Origin of the sequence: Streptomyces viridochromogenes (assembly GCF_001270495.1) — a bacterium.
GTDB lineage: Bacteria > Actinomycetota > Actinomycetes > Streptomycetales > Streptomycetaceae > Streptomyces > Streptomyces viridochromogenes_A.
Genome location: NZ_LGUR01000072.1, coordinates 98,879 through 113,994, shown reverse-complemented (window position 1 = coordinate 113,994; position 15,116 = coordinate 98,879). Strand labels below are relative to the sequence as shown.

Annotated in this window: 16 protein-coding genes; 8 read left to right on the top strand and 8 right to left on the bottom strand. The window is 71.4% G+C overall.

Features of this window, described 5'->3' with window-relative positions:
• Nucleotides 1–87 precede the first annotated feature (87 nt).
• Nucleotides 88–1,320, bottom strand: a complete 1,233-nt coding sequence (locus ADK36_RS09335; protein WP_048586056.1) for an exo-beta-N-acetylmuramidase NamZ family protein — start codon at nt 1,318–1,320, stop codon at nt 88–90.
• 163 nt (nt 1,321–1,483) lie between these two features.
• Between ADK36_RS09335 and ADK36_RS09330 the strand changes: the two genes are divergently transcribed.
• Genes ADK36_RS09330 through ADK36_RS09320 form a run of 3 tightly spaced genes read left to right on the top strand, consistent with a single transcriptional unit; the run spans nt 1,484 to nt 4,560 of the window.
• Complete coding sequence (locus ADK36_RS09330) at nt 1,484–2,257, top strand: SDR family oxidoreductase (protein WP_048586055.1); 774 nt, start codon at nt 1,484–1,486, stop codon at nt 2,255–2,257.
• Nucleotides 2,254–3,918 (top strand): class I adenylate-forming enzyme family protein, encoded by a 1,665-nt coding sequence (locus ADK36_RS09325; protein ID WP_048586054.1) that lies wholly within the window; start codon nt 2,254–2,256, stop codon nt 3,916–3,918. The genes ADK36_RS09330 and ADK36_RS09325 overlap by 4 nt, the downstream gene beginning before the upstream one ends.
• Before the next feature lie 48 nt (nt 3,919–3,966).
• Nucleotides 3,967–4,560 carry a TetR/AcrR family transcriptional regulator gene (locus ADK36_RS09320; protein ID WP_048586053.1) on the top strand — a complete coding sequence of 198 codons (594 nt, stop codon included), beginning with the start codon at nt 3,967–3,969 and terminating at the stop codon, nt 4,558–4,560.
• A gap of 203 nt (nt 4,561–4,763) precedes the next feature.
• On the opposite strand, the gene ADK36_RS09315 is transcribed toward ADK36_RS09320, so the two are convergent.
• The 3 genes from ADK36_RS09315 to ADK36_RS09305 all read right to left on the bottom strand — a co-directional run bounded on the left by ADK36_RS09315 (nt 4,764) and on the right by ADK36_RS09305 (nt 7,522).
• A complete protein-coding gene (locus ADK36_RS09315) occupies nt 4,764–5,978 on the bottom strand; it encodes an acyl-CoA dehydrogenase (RefSeq protein ID WP_048586052.1) in 1,215 nt (404 codons plus the stop codon).
• Between the two features lie 6 nt (nt 5,979–5,984).
• A complete protein-coding gene (locus tag ADK36_RS09310; protein ID WP_048586051.1) occupies nt 5,985–7,007 on the bottom strand; it encodes a phosphotransferase family protein in 1,023 nt (340 codons plus the stop codon).
• 218 nt (nt 7,008–7,225) lie between these two features.
• Nucleotides 7,226–7,522 (bottom strand): hypothetical protein, encoded by a 297-nt coding sequence (locus ADK36_RS09305; protein WP_048586050.1) that lies wholly within the window; start codon nt 7,520–7,522, stop codon nt 7,226–7,228.
• 112 nt (nt 7,523–7,634) lie between these two features.
• On the opposite strand from ADK36_RS09305, the gene ADK36_RS09300 reads away from it, so the two are divergent.
• Nucleotides 7,635–8,624 (top strand): NADP-dependent oxidoreductase, encoded by a 990-nt coding sequence (locus tag ADK36_RS09300; protein ID WP_048586049.1) that lies wholly within the window; start codon nt 7,635–7,637, stop codon nt 8,622–8,624.
• Between the two features lie 24 nt (nt 8,625–8,648).
• Here ADK36_RS09300 and ADK36_RS09295 read toward each other — a convergent pair whose 3' ends face one another.
• Genes ADK36_RS09295 through ADK36_RS09280 form a run of 4 tightly spaced genes read right to left on the bottom strand, consistent with a single transcriptional unit; the run spans nt 8,649 to nt 10,853 of the window.
• Nucleotides 8,649–8,978 carry a DUF202 domain-containing protein gene (locus ADK36_RS09295; protein ID WP_048586048.1) on the bottom strand — a complete coding sequence of 110 codons (330 nt, stop codon included), beginning with the start codon at nt 8,976–8,978 and terminating at the stop codon, nt 8,649–8,651.
• Nucleotides 8,975–9,367 (bottom strand): YidH family protein, encoded by a 393-nt coding sequence (locus tag ADK36_RS09290; protein ID WP_048586074.1) that lies wholly within the window; start codon nt 9,365–9,367, stop codon nt 8,975–8,977. Before ADK36_RS09290 ends, ADK36_RS09295 begins: the two co-directional genes overlap by 4 nt.
• A gap of 25 nt (nt 9,368–9,392) precedes the next feature.
• Complete coding sequence (locus ADK36_RS09285) at nt 9,393–9,923, bottom strand: NUDIX hydrolase (protein WP_048586047.1); 531 nt, start codon at nt 9,921–9,923, stop codon at nt 9,393–9,395.
• A 33-nt stretch (nt 9,924–9,956) separates the two neighbouring features.
• Nucleotides 9,957–10,853, bottom strand: coding sequence for a DMT family transporter (locus tag ADK36_RS09280; protein WP_048586046.1), 897 nt, complete (start codon nt 10,851–10,853; stop codon nt 9,957–9,959).
• Nucleotides 10,854–11,159: 306 nt separating this feature from the next.
• Between ADK36_RS09280 and ADK36_RS09275 the strand changes: the two genes are divergently transcribed.
• From ADK36_RS09275 to ADK36_RS09260, 4 genes are all read left to right on the top strand, one after another.
• Nucleotides 11,160–12,110, top strand: a complete 951-nt coding sequence (locus ADK36_RS09275; RefSeq protein WP_048586045.1) for a hypothetical protein — start codon at nt 11,160–11,162, stop codon at nt 12,108–12,110.
• 36 nt (nt 12,111–12,146) lie between these two features.
• Complete coding sequence (locus ADK36_RS09270) at nt 12,147–13,694, top strand: APC family permease (protein ID WP_048586044.1); 1,548 nt, start codon at nt 12,147–12,149, stop codon at nt 13,692–13,694.
• 85 nt (nt 13,695–13,779) lie between these two features.
• Nucleotides 13,780–14,508 carry a molybdopterin-dependent oxidoreductase gene (locus tag ADK36_RS09265; protein WP_048586073.1) on the top strand — a complete coding sequence of 243 codons (729 nt, stop codon included), beginning with the start codon at nt 13,780–13,782 and terminating at the stop codon, nt 14,506–14,508.
• Nucleotides 14,492–15,115, top strand: a complete 624-nt coding sequence (locus tag ADK36_RS09260) for a cytochrome b/b6 domain-containing protein (protein ID WP_048586043.1) — start codon at nt 14,492–14,494, stop codon at nt 15,113–15,115. Before ADK36_RS09265 ends, ADK36_RS09260 begins: the two co-directional genes overlap by 17 nt.
• Nucleotide 15,116: the final 1 nt, after the last annotated feature.

Here is a 15,116-nt window from a genome sequence, read left to right as displayed (position 1 = left end):
GAAGCGGTGCGATACGGGCGCATCGTCCTGCTACCGGGCGGGATTGGCCATACGTCGTCACCCATCAGAGGCACACGACGGGGGCGTTCATTTGTACAGCAGGTACTCCTTGCGCACCCGCCGGAACGCCGCCAGCTCCCGCTGCCAGCCCGCCACCACGTCGTCGGTGCCCGCGCCCGCGTCGATCATCGTGCGGACCCGGGTGGAGCCGGTGAGCTTGTCGATCCAGTTGTCCGGGCGCCAACCGAAGCCGCTCCAGACCTTCTTGGCGGTCACCAGCAGGGCGATTCCGGTGCGGACGGGGTCGTATGCGGTGCGGTCGTGGACGTGGATCTGGACGCCGCCGATGGTCTTGCCCTGGAACTTCGAGAACGTCGGGGCGAAGTAGGCCTCCCTGAAGTGCACGCCGGCGAGGCCGAGTTCATTGGCGGCCGCCGCCCAGCGGCCGTCGACGCCCTCCGCGCCCAGCAGTTCGAAGGGGCGGGTGGTGCCGCGTCCCTCCGAGAGGTTCGTGCCCTCGAAGAGGCACGTCCCCGCGTACACGAGGGCGGTGTCCGGCGTCGGCATGTTCGGGCTCGGCGGGACCCAGGGCAGGCCCGAGGCGTCGTGGAAGTCGGACCGCCGCCAGCCCGTCATCCGTACGGTCTCCAGCGGCACCGGGGTCGTGAGGAACTCCCCGTTGAACAGCCGCGCCAGCTCCGCGACCGTCATGCCGTGCGCCTGCGAAATGGGCTCTCGGCCGACGAAGGTGGCGAACTCCTTGTGCAGCACCGGGCCTTGGGCCGACCGTCCGGTCACCGGGTTCGGCCGGTCCAGCACCACGAAGCGCTTGCCGGCCAGCTGGGCCGCCTCCATGCAGTCGTAGAGGGTCCAGATGTAGGTGTAGAAGCGGGCGCCCACGTCCTGGATGTCGAAGACGACCGTGTCGACGCCGGAGGCCGTGAAGATGTCCGCGAGGGGCCGACCGCTCTTGAGATACGTGTCGTAGACGGGGAGGCCGGTCGCCGGGTCGTCGTAGCGGCCTTCCGAGCCGCCGGCCTGGGCGGTGCCGCGGAAGCCGTGTTCGGGGCCGAAGACGGCGGTCAGGTTCACGCGGTCGTCCGCGTGCATGACGTCGACGATGTGGCGGACGTTGCGGGTGATGCCGGTGGGGTTGGTGACGATTCCGACGCGGCGGCCGTCGAGGAGTGCGTAGCCGTCGGCTGCGAGCCGTTCGAAGCCGGTTTGCGGTGGCCTGCGGCGCTCGGACGCCGCCGCTGCCGAAGGTAGGGACGCTGCTGCCGTTGTCGCTGCGAGGAGTGCTCGTCTGGATAGGCGCATGGGGGGCACGGTATTGCTCCCGCAGGTTGTGGGGAAGGTGCCGGTGATTCGTGGCTCGTCGCGCAGGTCCCCGCGCCCCTTGGGGGCGTTGCAGTGGCCCTTCCCTGTGACATACCGACCGGTTAGTCTGGCTATGCAGTCGAGCCGCAGTCGAAGGAGACCGATGGTGGAAGCCGTTCAAGGTGCCGGAGTGGTCGTCACGGGAGCCGGGGGCGGCATCGGGGCCGCGCTGGCCCGTCGGTTCGCCGCCGAAGGGGCCCGGGTCGTCGTCAACGACCTCGACGGGGCGAAGGCCGCTGCCGTCGCCGACGAGATCGGTGGCATCGCCGTCCCCGGTGACGCCTCCGCGATCGTCTCCGACGCCCGGGACGCGCTCGGCGGCATCGTCGACGTCTACTGCGCCAACGCCGGTGTCGCCTTCGGGGGCGCGGATCCGGGGCAGGCGCTCGATGAGAAGTCCTGGTCGTTGTCCTGGGACGTCAACGTCATGGCACACGTCCGCGCGGCCCATGAGCTGCTCCCGGGCTGGCTGGAGCGTGGCAGCGGGCGGTTCGTCTCCACCGTCTCCGCCGCCGGGCTGCTCACCATGATCGGCGCCGCGCCCTACGCCGTCACCAAGCACGGCGCCCTCGCCTTCGCCGAGTACCTGTCGCTGACGTACCGGCACCGTGGTCTGAAGGTCCACGCCATCTGCCCCCAGGGCGTGCGCACCGACATGCTGGACGCCACCGGCAGTGCGGGGGACCTGGTGCTCAAGCCCACCGCCATCGCGCCGGAGGACGTGGCCGACGCCCTGTTCAAGGGCATGGAGGAGGACCGCTTCCTGATCCTTCCGCACGCCGAGGTCGCCGGGTACTACCAGGCGCGTGCCGCCGAGCCCGACCGCTGGCTGGCCGGCATGAACCACCTCCAGCAGAAGTGGGAGGCGAGCCAGTGACCGACGCCTCCGCCTCCAGCTACGCCGCCAAGCCCTGGCTGGCGCTGCTCAGCGACGCCCAGCGCACCCCCGTCGACCCGGCCCACACCCTCGTGCACGCCCTGCGCCGGGTGGTCGCCGAGACCCCGGAGCGCAGCTGCCTCGCCTACTTCGACGGCCGCCTGACCTATCGCGAGGTCGACGAGCTCAGCGACTCCGTCGCCGGCCACCTCGCCGCCCGCGGCCTGGAGCGCGGCGACCGGGTGGCGATCCTGCTGCAGAACTCCCCGCACTTCGTGCTCGCCCTGCTCGGCGCCTGGAAGGCGGGGGCGGTCGTCGTACCCGTCAACCCGATGTACAAGTCGGGGGAGGTCGGTCACGTCCTGCGGGACGGTGAGGTGGCCGCGCTGATCTGTTCCGACCGGGCCTGGGACGCGTATCTGCGCGAGACGGCGGCCGACTCGCCGGTGCGGATCGTGCTCACCGGGTGCGAGTTGGATTTCCAGACGCGCAACGACGCGCGCGTGCTGGCCTTCGAGCGGCTCCCTCAGGCCGAGGACACCGACGATCTGACGGCCGTGGCCCGGGCCGGCCACGAGGCGCCGGAGGGCCGTGACCTGGGCCCGTCCGACATCGCGCTGATCAGCTACACCTCGGGCACCAGCGGCACCCCGAAGGGCGCCACCAACACGCACGGCAACATCATGTACAACGCGGAGCGGCAGCGGACCAGCCTGGAGCTGCCCGACCCGCCCGTCTACTTCGCGATGGCGCCGCTGTTCCACATCACCGGGATGGTCGCCCAGCTCGCAGCCTGTCTCAACAGCGCGGGCGTGCTCGTGCTGGCGTACCGCTTCGAGGCGGGGGTGGTGCTCGGCGCGTTCGCCGAGCACGGGCCGCACTACACCGTCGGCCCGTCGACCGCCTTCATGGCGCTGGCCGCCCACCCGGACGTCACCCGCGACCACTTCGCCTCCTTCCGGATGATCTCCTCCGGCGGTGCCCCGCTGCCACCCGCCCTGGTCGAGAAGTTCCGGGCCGGCTTCGGGCCGTACATCCGCAACGGATACGGCCTCACCGAGTGCACCGCCCCCTGCGCCTCCGTCCCGCCCGGCCTGGAGGCCCCCGTCGACCCGGTCTCCGGGACGCTCGCCGTCGGGCTGCCGGGGCCCGAGACGGTCGTACGGATCGTCGACGACGAGGGCCAGGAGGTCCCCTTGGGCGAACAGGGCGAGATCCTCGTACGCGGCCCGCAGGTCGTCCCCGGCTACTGGCGGCGCCCCGACGCCACCGCCGAGACCTTCCCCGACGGAGAACTGCGCACCGGGGACATCGGCTTCATGGACGCCGAGGGCTGGCTGTACGTCGTCGACCGCAAGAAGGACATGATCAACGCGTCCGGCTTCAAGGTCTGGCCGCGTGAGGTCGAGGACGTGCTCTACACCCACCCGGCGGTGCGCGAGGCCGCTGTCGTCGGGGTGCCCGACGGGTACCGCGGGGAGACCGTCAAGGCATACATCAGCCTCCGTCCGGGTGCGGAAGCCGACCCCGACGCACTCGCCGAGTACTGCAGGGAGAGACTGGCCGCCTACAAATATCCGCGGCAGGTGGAGATCCTGCCCGACCTGCCGAAGACGGCAAGTGGGAAGATCCTCCGACGGGACCTTCGTTCCCGCGCGTAAGACGGCTGTTCAGTCGGCAGACATCTCGGAAGGGCAGGTGGCGGCACAGTGGCCAGGACGACGGACGGAGACGGTACGCCCGTCCCCCAGCGGTTGCTCGCCGCCGCCACCCGGCTCTTCGCCGAGCGGGGCTACGACCGCACCTCGGTGCAGGAGATCGTGGAGGCGGCCGGCGTCACCAAGGGGGCGCTGTACCACTACTTCGGTTCCAAGGACGACCTTCTGCACGAGGTGTACGCGCGCGTGCTGCGCGTTCAGCAGGAGCGGCTCGACGCCTTCGCGGACGCCGACGAGCCCATCGAGAAGCGGCTCAGAGGCGCGGCCGCGGACGTCGTCGTCACGACGATCGAGAACCTCGACGACGCGATGATCTTCTTCCGCTCGATGCACCATCTGAGCCCGGAGAAGAACAAGCAGGTGCGTGCCGAGCGCCGGCGCTACCACGAACGCTTCCGTGCGCTCGTCGAGGAGGGCCAGGAGGCGGGCGTCTTCTCCAAGGCGACCCCGGCCGACCTGGTGGTGGACTACCACTTCGGGTCCGTTCACCACCTGTCGACCTGGTACCGACCGGACGGCCCGATGAGCCCTCAGCAGGTCGCCGACCACCTGGCGGACCTGCTGCTGCGGGCGCTACGCCCGTAATCGCACGGAGCTTTCCTCGCCCCCGCCGCCCCAGACCCCGCTCCTCAAACGCCGGAGGGGCTGGATTCGCCAGGCATTCTCAGCCCGTCCGGCGTTTGAGGACGAGGCCCGAAGGGCCGACAGCGGGGGTCTGGGGGCGCAGCCCCCAGGGACGGGACGGGTAGGGGCGGCGGGGGCGAGATTCCCCCACCGCCGCCCCGCCGTCACACGTACTTCTTCAGCTCCCGCCGCGCCAGCGACCGCTGATGTACCTCGTCCGGACCGTCCGCGATCATCAGCGTCCGCGCCCCGGCATACAGCTCGGCCAGCGGGAAGTCCTGGCTGACACCGCCCGCCCCGTGCAGCTGAATCGCCCGGTCGATGATGTCGACGACCGCCCGCGGCGTGGCGATCTTGATGGCCTGGATCTCCGTGTGGGCACCCTTGTTGCCGACGGTGTCCATCAGCCAGGCCGTCTTCAGGACCAGCAGCCGCAGCTGCTCGACCGTCACGCGCGCGTCGGCGATCCAGTTGTGCACCACGCCCTGCTGGGCCAGCGCCTTGCCGAACGCCGTACGGGAGGCGGCCCGGCGGCACATCAGCTCGATCGCCCGCTCGGCCATGCCGATCAGCCGCATGCAGTGGTGGATCCGGCCGGGACCGAGCCGCGCCTGCGCGATGGCGAAGCCGCCGCCCTCCTCACCGATGAGGCTGGAGGCCGGCACACGCGCGTGGTCGAAGACCACCTCGGCGTGGCCGCCGTGGTAGTGGTCCTCGTAGCCGAACACCTGCATGGCGCGCTTGACCGTGACACCCGGCGTGTCGCGGGGGACCAGGATCATCGACTGCTGGCGGCGGATGTCCGCGCCGTCCGGGTCCGTCTTGCCCATCACGATGAAGATCTTGCAGTCCGGGTTCATCGCCCCGGAGATGTACCACTTGCGGCCCGTGATGACGTACTCGTCGCCGTCCCGCTCGATCAGCGTGGTGATGTTGGTGGCGTCGGACGAGGCCACCTCCGGCTCGGTCATCGCGAACGCCGAGCGGATCTCACCGGCGAGCAACGGCTCCAGCCACTGCTTCTTCTGCTGCTCGTCGGCGAACTGGGACAGCACCTCCATGTTCCCGGTGTCGGGCGCCGCGCAGTTCGTGGCGGTGGGCGCCAGCTGCGGGGAACGGCCGGTGATTTCCGCGAGCGGGGCGTACTGGAGGTTGGTGAGGCCGGCACCGTACTCGGCGTCGGGCAGGAAGAGGTTCCACAGGCCCTGCCTGCGCGCCTCGGCCTTCAGTTCCTCGACCACGGCCGGGGTGTCCCACGGGGATGCCAGCGCGGCCCGCTGCTCCTCCGCCACGGCCTCCGCCGGATAGACGTGCTCGTCCATGAAGGCGAGCAGCTTGGCGCGCAGTTCCTCGGTGCGTGCGTCGAACGCGAAGTCCATGGCGGATCAGCCTTCCTGAAGGGTGGTGAGGCCGTGCTGGATGAAGACGGGGACCAGGTCGCCGATGCGGTCGAAGCCGCGGCCGACCGTCTGGCCCAGCGTGTAGCGGTAGTGGATGCCCTCCAGGATCACGGCGAGCTTGAACCAGGCGAACGCCGTGTACCAGGAGACCGCGGAGACGTCGCGCCCCGAGCGCGCGGCGTACCGCTCGATCAGTTCGGCCGGTTCCGGGTGCCCCGGGGCCTGCGCCGTGGTGGAGACGGGGGAGTCGGGCATGCCCAGCGGCATGCTGTACATCACCAGCAGGCCCAGGTCGGTCAGCGGATCGCCGAGCGTGGACATCTCCCAGTCGAGGATCGCCTTGATCGTGTCGTCCGCACCGATGAGGACGTTGTCGAGCCGGTAGTCGCCGTGCACGACCGCCGCGGCGGGGGAGGCGGGCAGCCGGCGGCCGAGCGTCGCGTGCAGCTCGTCGATGCCGGCCAGCTCGCGGTTGCGGGAGGCGTCCAACTGCTTGCCCCAGCGGCGCAGTTGCCGGTCCAGGAAGCCCTCGGGCCGGCCGAAGTCCGCGAGGCCCACCTCGGCGGGATCCACCGCGTGCAGTTCGACGAGGGTGTCCACCAGCGACAGCACCGCGCCCCGGGTGCGCTCGGGGCCGAGCGGGGCCAGCTGGTCGGCGGTGCGGTAGGGGGTGCCCTCGACGAACTCCATGACGTAGAACGGCGCCCCGACGACCTCCTCGTCCTCGCACAGCAGCACCGGGCGCGGCACCGGGACGTTCGTCGGGTGCAGCGCGCTGATGACCCGGTGCTCGCGCTTCATGTCGTGCGCCGTGGCGAGGACATGGCCGAGCGGGGGACGTCGTACGACCCACTTGGAGGTGCCGTCGGAGACCGCGTAGGTGAGGTTCGACCGTCCGCCCTCGATCAGCCGGCCGGTCAGCGGACCCTGTGCCAGACCGGGCCGCTCGCGCTCGAGCAGGCCGCGCAGCCGGTCGAGATCGAGACCGGGCGGGTGGTCGGGGCTCATACATCGCTCCTACAGGCAGGTGAACCAGACCCGACCAATGATGCCGACCAGTCGGTATGTAGTCCAGTGGGGGAGTCGAACGTGATCGGGGCCACGATAGGCCGACGGCTCCCCGCGCAGGGCGTCGGGGAGCCGTCGGTGGTCTTTCTCGGCCAGTGCGCCGAAGGGGCGGAGTCGCCCAGCGGGCTCGCGGGCGTGTCGGAACGGCCCCGTCGGGCTCAGTGGTCGTCCCAGTGGCCCTCGTGCGAGGCGTGCCGGTGGCCGTCGTGGAGGTAGTCGACGTGGTCGCCGTGCAGGACGCTCTCGTGCCCGCAGTCGGCGCCGTGCTCATGGGTGTGGCCGTCGTGCGCGACGTGCCCGTTCGCCTCGCACTCGTCCCAGTGACCGCTGTGCTCGCGGTGGAGGTGACCGTCGTGCGCGTAGTCGGTGTGGTCGCCGTGCGGTACCGCGGTGTGCCCGCAGTCCGGTCCGTGAGTGTGGGTGTGGGAGGGGTGTTCCACATGCAGGGTGCTCATGGTGCTCACCTTCGGAGGTGCGGGTCGTGACGTCGGACAGGCTGCCACGCGAACGCCGCATATCGGGTTATTCGGCTTGCGTGGCGTCCCGTCACCCCGGAGGGTCGAACCCATGAAGGGCATCAGCTACTCACGCTACGGCGGGCCCGAGGTGCTCGCATACGGAGAGGTGCGCGACCCGCGCGTCGGCCCCGACTCCGTGCTGGTCAAGGTGCGGGCCGCGGCCGTCAACCCGGTCGACTGGAAGTGCCGCGAGGGCTATATGGACCGGATGCTGGAGCCGGCCTTCCCGGTGGTGCCGGGCTGGGACGTCTCCGGGGTGGTGGTCCAACCGGGTGTGTCCGTCACGGAGTTCGGCGTCGGCGACGAGGTCATCGGCTATGTCCGCGAGGACCTCCTCTCCCACGGCACCTTCGCCGAGTACGTCGCCGCCCCCGTCCGCACCCTCGCGCGCAAACCCCGCAACCTCACCTGGGAGGAGGCGGCCGGTCTGCCGCTGGTGGGGCTGACGGCGTATCAGGTGCTGATCAAGGTCCTCCAGGTCAGGCAGGGCGAGACCGTCCTCGTGCACGCCGCGGCCGGCGGCGTGGGCTCGATCGCCGTCCAGCTCGCCCGCCATCTGGGCGCCCGGGTGATCGGTACGGCGAGCGCGCACAACCACGACTTCGTCCGCGGCCTCGGCGGCGAACCGGTCGAGTACGGCGACGGGCTGACCGAACGGGTGCGGGGGCTTGTGCCCGAAGGCGTGGACGCCGTGATCGACACGGTCGGCGGCGAGGCGCTGAAGACCTCGGCCAACCTCCTCGCCCCGGAGGGCCGCCTGGTGTCGATCGCCGACCCGGACGTCTTCGACTACGGCGGCCGCTACTACTTCGTCCGCCCCGACGCCGCGGACCTGCTGCGGCTGTCCGAGCTGGCGGAGGAGGGCGTGGTGGCCGTCCACGTCTCGGAGACGTTCCCGCTGGAACGGGCGGCCGACGCCCACCGGCTGAGTCAGGAGGGCCGCACCCGCGGCAAGATCGTGGTGACGGTGGACTGGGAGACGGAGGAGGAGCCGGTGGCACCGGAAGGGCTGTGGCAGGAGACGGACCAGGGTCCGTAGCTCTTCGAGTGCTCTTCGAGTGCCTCAGAGGACGAGGGCGGCACCGCACACGGCCAGGGCCACGGTGAACAGGACCGTGGCCGTGGCATGCCGGGGGGCCAGGGCGGCCGGTTCGGCCGACGAGGCCAGGATGCGGATGCGGCGGTGGGCGAGGGCCAGGAAGCCCAGCCACAGCCCGCAGCACAGGGCACAGACGACGATCCCGACCACCGAGACGCCGCCGTGCAGCGCGGTCTTGACGGCGAGTACGGCGGCCGCGGCCCCGGACAGTGTCGTACGGCGCCACGCGAGGCGCGTCCGCTCGGGCTGGAGCCCCGGGTCACGCACCGGCTCCGCGACCGGCCCGGCGCTCACCCCTCCCACCCGACGAGTACGACGACGACCATCGCGACCGCGACGACCGCGACCACGAGGCTCAGCACCGCCGGGAACCGCGACACCGGCAGATCCTCGCCCCGGCGCATCGCCCGCTCGCAGCGCACCCAGTGATTGACCGCGCGCAGCGAACACAGCACGCCCGCCGCGAGCAACGCCAGCGCCAGCCCGACCCGCCACCCCCAGCGCAGGTCCGGCAGGAACTGGTCCACCGCGAAGCCGCCGCCGATGAGGGCGAGGGCGGTACGCAGCCAGGCCAGAAAGGTGCGCTCGTTGGCCAGCGAGAACCGGTAGTCGGGGGTGCCGCCTTCCTGCCGGACCTCCTGGGGCGCGAACCACAGCCGGACGTTTCGTACGAACTCGATCACATGCACGACCCTATCCGGGCGTCGGTCACAGGGCGCTGTCGGTGCCGCCCGCCCGGTAGGCCCTGAGCCGCTCGTACGCCGCCAGTCCGTCCGGCACCCACGCCCACTCGGTCAGCCGCCGCTCCACCTCGGTCTCCGGCAGGAAGTCGTGCCAGGCGACCTCCTCCACCTGCGGGCTCACCGGCAGCTCGCAGCGCACCTCGTACACGGCCGACCACCAGGTCTGCCCGGCGCCGTCGTCGTAGAGGAACTTGAAGAGGTACGTGGGACGCGGCAGGCCGCTCACGCCGAGTTCCTCCTCGGCCTCGCGCAGAGCGGCGTCGTCGTACGACTCGCCCGCGCCGACCACTCCGCCGACGAACATGTCGTACCGCGACGGGAACACCAGCTTCGTCGGTGTGCGGCGATGCACGAAGAGGCGGCCTTGCGCGTCCCGGGCCTCGATGAAGACGCTGCGGTGACGCAGCCCCTTGGCGTAGGCCTCGCCGCGCGGGGACTGTCCGACGACCCGGTCCTGCTCGTCGACGATGTCGAGGATCTCGTCAGCAGCGCTCATGGGGGCCATCCAACCAGGGCGGCACCCGTGCGGTCAGCTCGTCGCCACCGCCGCCGCGGCCCGCTTCGGCTGGACCGCCCCGCACGGCATCGCGGAATGCGTCCCCAGCATGATGATGCCCACCACGATCCCGGCGAGCCCGGCGGCCTCCCACGCCAGCGCGCCCGAGTCGGCGCGCAGCCGGTCGCCGAGGAAGCCGACGCCGCAGAGGATGCCCGCCAGCGGCTGCGCCGCGGTCAGGGCGGGCAGGGACATACGCAGGGAAGCCGTCTCGAACGCGCTCTGGACCAGGATCAGGCCGGTGAGGCCGAGCGCCACGACGGCGTACGGCTGCCAGCTGGTGAGGATCTCGGTCATGCCGCCCTCGGCGAAACGCTGGCCGGTCACGCGCGTCAGGGCGTCCTGCACGCCGTACAGCAGTCCGGCGGCCGTGGCCAGCAGGGCAGGGCCCGAGCTGAGCCGCGAGCGCTTGGCGTACGCCGTGAGCAGCAGGGCCACCCCGACCATGACGCCGATGATCAGCCACTGCCGGAAGGGGCCGCTGGGCGCCGATCCGCCGTGGGGCTGGCCGGCGACGATGAACGCCGTCACGCCGCCCGCGAGCAGGGCGAGACCCGTCCAGCCCTGGCGGCCCAGTGGCTGCTTGGTCTGGCGGCGGGAGAGTGCGAGCGCGAAGAGCAGGTTGGTCGCCAGCAACGGCTCCACCAGGGAGATCTCACCCTGGCCCAGCGCCATCGCGCCCAGGGCCATGCCGACCACCATGAACCCGATGCCGCCCAGCCAGCGGGGCACCTTCATCAGGTCGAGGAGGATCCGGGGGGAGAGGAAGTCGCTCAGCGGCGCCTTCTGTGCCGCGTTCTGCTGCAGTACGAAGCCGAAGCCCAGACAGCATGCAGCGCTGACGGCGAGTATCAGAATCTGTAGCGACACGCTGCGTACCTCGATCATCCTGCCGGGCGGACGGGGTGCGTAAGGGCCGACTGTAGCGGCCTTGGGCCCGGCATGCGCGTCCCGCAATCCTGCGATGCCCGCGACGACAACGCTATGACGAACGCCACACCATTAGAACAAATCCGACATTGCGGGCAGGTGGTCTGCCACAACTGCCCCACGCGTCACGCGAGTTGACGCGTGTAACGCGTCGGCGGCCCTTGACGTGAACCGTTGGCTGCGGATTTGCTGTGTGTGATCGGTTGATGACAGTCCACATTCTCTCCCCCTACAGAACCCAAAACGGTGTCCCCACCTCCGCCACCCCTCGGCCGCGGCCGCAAGCGCGCAACCCACGCCTTCGACGCGGCCCTCGACGACGCCGAGCTCGCCGCGGCCCGTACCGCGCTGGCCCAGGGCAGATGGCAGACGGCCCGCTCGCTGCTCGCCCGGACCGGCGACGACTGGGACCGCAGAGGGCACCGCGTCACCGTCCTCGCCCGGGAGCCGTACTGCGCCCCCTGGACCAATGACTGGCTGCTCGCCGAGCCCGACTCCGCCGACGCCGCCGTCCTGCTCGCCCACGCCAAGGTCCGGCGCGCCTTGCGGGGCAAGGAGAAACCGGTCCGCGCCCGCGAGTCCTGCCACACCGCCGCCGCGCTCGCCCCCGCCGACCCCACCCCCTGGCTCGGCCTGCTCATGCTGGAGAGCGCCCTGGGCGCCGAGGAAGAGGTGCGGCGCCATTTCGCCGAGGTCCGCGCCCGGTACGCCGACCACCACCACGCCCACCACCTGATGATCGCCCGCCTCGCCGAGCGCCGCACCGGCACCGGCCCCGACCCGCTCCACGAGGTCTACGACTTCGCCAACGCCGCCGCCGAGCACGCCCCCGCCGACTCCCCGCTCGCCATCCTCCCGGTCGTCGCCCACGCCGAGCGCTACCGCGTTCTCGCGGGGGCAGGACACGAGCAGCGCGACGCGACCGCCTCCGGGCACTGGAGCGGCCGCCGGGCCCGGCAGGTGATGCGCGCCGCCTTCGACTGGTGGCTGGAGTGGGAGCAGGAGGGCCACCCGCGCCGCCTGATCGATCTGAACTACCTCGCCCACGCCAAGGTCTGCGAGGGCCGCGGCGCCGAGGCCGCCGCCCTGTTCCACCGCATCGGCGAGCACGCCACCCCCACCCCGTGGTCGTACCCGGACCGCGATCCGTATCCCGCCTTCCGCGCCGCACGCGACACCGCGCTCGGCACGGCGTAACGCCCCCAACCGCAGTCGACCCAAGGACGGTCCCCGATGACCACGGGCAGTTCCAGCACGAGCACGGCCACCGCGGACGGCGGCGGCATCAGTACGTTCAAGGGGCAGGACCGTGCCCTGCGCGCCGACCGGCTGGGCACGACGGGCCTGCTGCTGTCCGTGCTCGCCGCGACGGCCCCTCTGATGGTCGTCGCGGGTGTCATGCCCACGACTTTCGGGGTGATGGGCGTCCTCGGACAGCCCCTGCTCTTCGTGATCCTCGGCCTCGTCCTCGCGCTGTTCAGCGTCGGATACGCCGAGATGAGCCGGCACGTCCACAACGCCGGCGCCTTCTACGCGTACATCTCCCGCGGCCTCGGCGGCACCGCCGGCGCCGGCGCCGCGATGGTCGCGCTCGTCGCCTACAACGCACTCCAGGTCGGCATCTACGGCATCTTCGGCTTCGAGGTCTCCGGGCTCTTCGCCACCTACCTGGAGACGGAGGTCGCCTGGTGGATACCGGCCCTGGCGGCCGTGCTCCTCGTCGGCGGGCTCGGCTGGCTGAAGATCGACCTCAACGCGCGGGTGCTCGGTGTGCTGCTGCTCATCGAGGTCGCGCTCGTGGTCGTCTTCGACGTCGCCGCGCTCGCCGACCCCGGCAAGGAGGGCCTGTCCCTGCACGCCTTCAACCCGGACACCCTCACCGGCGCGGGCATCGGCACCGCCCTGTGCTTCTGCGTCGCCGCCTTCCTCGGCTTCGAGCAGGCCCCCGTCTACGCCGAGGAGACCAGCCGCCCGCACGTCCTCGTGCCCCGCGTGATGTACCTGGCCATCGGCGGCATCGCCGTCTTCTACACGATCAGCTGCTGGGCCTACACCGTCGCCGCCGGGCCCTCGGCGATCGTCGGTACCGCACAGGAGCAGAGCGCCGGACTGCTGTTCTTCCTCACCGAGGACCTGCTCGGCACCGGGTTCACCGACGTCCTGCACGTGCTGTTCGTGACCGGCATGTTCGCGGCGATGCTCAGCTTCCACAACGTCGTCGCCCGCTACGCCTTCGCCATGGGCCGCGAGGGCCTGCTGCCCGCCGCGTTCGGCCGGACCAGCGGCGCGAGCGGCGCCCCCGGCACCGGCTCGCTCCTCCAGACCGGGATCTCGCTCGTGGTCGTCGCCGCGTTCGCGTTCGCCGACGACAAGCCGACCGGTGACCCGACCGCACCGGTTCTGCACCTGTTCACCTGGATGGGCAGCCTCGGCGCGCTGGGCGTCGCCGCCCTGATGGCCGCCGCCTCGGTCTCCGTCGTCGTCTTCTTCGTCCGCCGCGGGGCCGTCGCCGCCCAGTTCTGGCGGCTGGCCGCCGCCGGGCTCGCCGTCCTCGCGCTGGCCTTCATCGTCGTCTACACCGTCAAGGACTTCGACGTCCTGATCGGGGCGGGCCCCGACTCGGCCCTGAGCTGGGCGCTGCCCGCCGTCATCGCCGTCGCCCTGGCCGTCGGCCTGGCCCAGGGCGTGCTCCTGCGCTCCCGCGCGCCCGAGACACACGCCCGCATCGGGCTCGGCAACGAGGCGTTCCAACTGGAGAAGGCGGCCGGCGGCGACTCATGAGAGCCGGGTGAGAGGTGGTTACGGAAATCTGACGGGCACCCGCGTTCCCTGGTCCAGCGACGGGACGCGGGTGTTCGATAAGTACGTGAACTCCGAACAACCCGAAGAGCCGCGGGGCAAACCCGTCGGCCGCCGCGTCCTCCTCGGCACCCTCGGCCTGGGCGCCCTCGGCGTGGTCACCGCGCCCACCCTCCAGCGCGGCCTGGAGTCCTTCCTCGCGAGCGCGTCCGACAAGGACCCCACCGGCCTGACCGGCCTGCTCCCGAACGGAGGCGGGTTCCGCTACTACTCGGTCGCCTCCTCCGTCCCCCGCAAGGACGCCACCACCTACCGCCTCACCATCGACGGCCTTGTCGACCGCCCCAGCACCTACACACTGGCCGAGCTGCGCGCCCTGCCCCAGACCCGGATGGTGCGCGACGTCCAGTGCGTCACCGGCTGGCGGGTCCCCGACACACCCTTCGAAGGGGTGCGCCTGTCCCGGCTCCTCGACGCCGCGGGAGTACGCCAGGGCGCCGGAGCGGTGCGCTTCACCTGCTTCGACGGCGCGTACAGCGAGAGCCTCACCCTCGACCAGGCCCGCCGCGCGGACGTCCTGGTCGCCCTGCGCATGCAGGACAAGGACCTGAACCACGCCCACGGCGGCCCCGTCCGCCTCTATGTGGCGCCCATGTACTTCTACAAGTCCGCCAAGTGGCTCTCCGGCATCACCGTCACCAAGGACGTGCAGCCCGGCTACTGGGAGAAACGGGGCTACGACGTCGACGCCTGGGTCGGCCGTTCGAACGGACGCGACGATGCCCCTACGACTTGACGCACCCGGCCGGTCCACCGGCGTCCGGCGCTTCGGCCGCGCCTCGCGCTGGGCGCACCGTACGACGGCCGCGCTGATGGGGGTGTGCGTGGTGACGGCGGCCTGTCTGTACGTCCCGCAGCTCGCCGAACTCGTCGGGCGCCGCGAACTCGTGGTCCGTGTCCACGAGTGGGCCGGCCTCGCCCTGCCCGTGCCCGTCCTGGCCGGCCTCGCCTCCCGTGCCTTCCGCCGCGACCTCGGCTTCCTCAACCGCTTCGGCCCGCACGACCGCGTGTGGCTGCGCGCCGCCCTGCGCCGCGACAAGCGGGCCGCGTCCCGTCCGGCGGGCAAGTTCAACGCCGGGCAGAAGATCTACGCCGCGTGGATCGCCGGCGCGACGCTGGTGATGCTGGGCACCGGTCTCATCATGTGGTTCACCCATCTCACGCCCCTGGTGTGGCGCACCAGCGCGACCTTCGTCCACGACTGGCTGGCCCTGACCATCGGCATCGTCCTCGCGGGACACATCGGGATGGCGCTGGGGGATCCGGAGGCCCGCAGGGGCATGCGGACCGGCTCCGTCAGCCGGGAGTGGGCCGAGCGGGAGCACCCCCTCTGGCGGAAGTGAG